This window comes from Pantoea sp. JV6, assembly GCF_025910055.1.
Taxonomy (GTDB): domain Bacteria; phylum Pseudomonadota; class Gammaproteobacteria; order Enterobacterales; family Enterobacteriaceae; genus Pantoea; species Pantoea agglomerans.
In genome coordinates this window covers 1-1,282 of record NZ_JAPCIM010000030.1, presented here as the reverse complement: position 1 = coordinate 1,282, position 1,282 = coordinate 1, and the positions used below count along the sequence as shown (strand labels likewise).

Genomic DNA, 1,282 nt, shown 5'->3' with positions numbered 1-1,282 from the left:
TACCGCCGCGACCGTCAGGGCGTGCGCCCCGCTGCTCATCGCGCTGTCCGGCGTCCAGCTCCACTTGCCGTCCGCCTCTACCGCTGCGCTGCCGATCAGCTTGCCACTGTCGTAGATATTGACGCTGACCACACCCTGCGCTATTCCTGCCGTGCTCACGCTACCGCTGTAGGTCGGGCGTGCATCATCAGTCGTTGCACCGTCGGCGATCTCGCCCCGTACCGGACCGACGTCATCGGTCAGCGTGATGCTGCTGTCTGTAAAGGCGTCGGTATCCGGCGCAGTGGTGTCGACGGTAAAGCTCCAGCCATCGTCATCAGTGCCGCTCACCTGCGGGCCTTCGTTACCCGCCGCGTCCACCGCCGCAACCGTCAGGTCGTGAGAGGCGCCGTCCGCCATATCCTGCTCCGGCGTCCAGCTCCACTTGCCGTCCACGCCGACAGCTGCGCTGCCGATAAGCTGGCCGTTGTCATAGATGTTGACGTGATCGATGTCGGCGGTTGCGTCGCCGGAAAGGGTCGGCCGTGCGTCGTCGGTGACGCTGCCATCCAGGATCTCGCCGGTAATCGCACCGACGTCGTCGGTCAGGGTGATGCTGTCGATGACCAGGCCCGAGGTCTGGTTATCCGGCGGCGTGCTGTCTGTCGGGCCGTCGATCACAACGCTGTTGCTGTTGCCCGCCTCGTCGGTGGCTTCCACCACGACGTCTTTGGCGTCCACGCCCGCCGGATTCGGCTGGATGCTCCAGTGGCCGTCCGCGTCCGCCACCGTGCTGGTCACGCTGTCGCTGACCGGATCGGTGATCACGATCACCGCACCCGGCTCGGCGTTACCGGCCAGCTCGTCTTCGGTGTTGTTCGTGATTTCCGGAGCCGCCGTGCTGGTATCCAGCTTAAACGGCCATTCTGCGCCAGGCGCGGAGATGTTTCCTGCCGCGTCCGTGCTAACGGCTTTGATACTATGATCGCCGTCTACCATATTGGTGGTCGGCGTATAGCTCCAGTTGCCCTGCGCATCCGCCCGAACGCTGCCCAGCACGCTGTCGCCGTCATACAGCGTAACCAGCGAACCTTTTTCCGCCTTGCCGGTAAAGGTCGGTGCCGGATCGTCCGTTACGCCACCACTGGTCGTAGACGTGCCCTGTACAGTGCCTACATCGTCAATCATCCCGGTGATGGTCGGCAGGACAGGTACGATGGTGTCAACGGTCAGGGTAAATTTCGCCTCGCTGCTGTTGCCCGCTTCGTTGGTTACCGATGCCGTAAAGACGTGCTCACCGTCT

Annotated in this window: 1 protein-coding gene; it reads right to left on the bottom strand. The window is 63.5% G+C overall.

Going from position 1 to position 1,282, the window contains the following annotated elements; translation table 11 throughout:
• Positions 1 to 1,282: Ig-like domain-containing protein (locus tag OK412_RS23385; RefSeq protein WP_264353661.1), on the bottom strand; the 1,282-nt coding region annotated here is incomplete at both ends.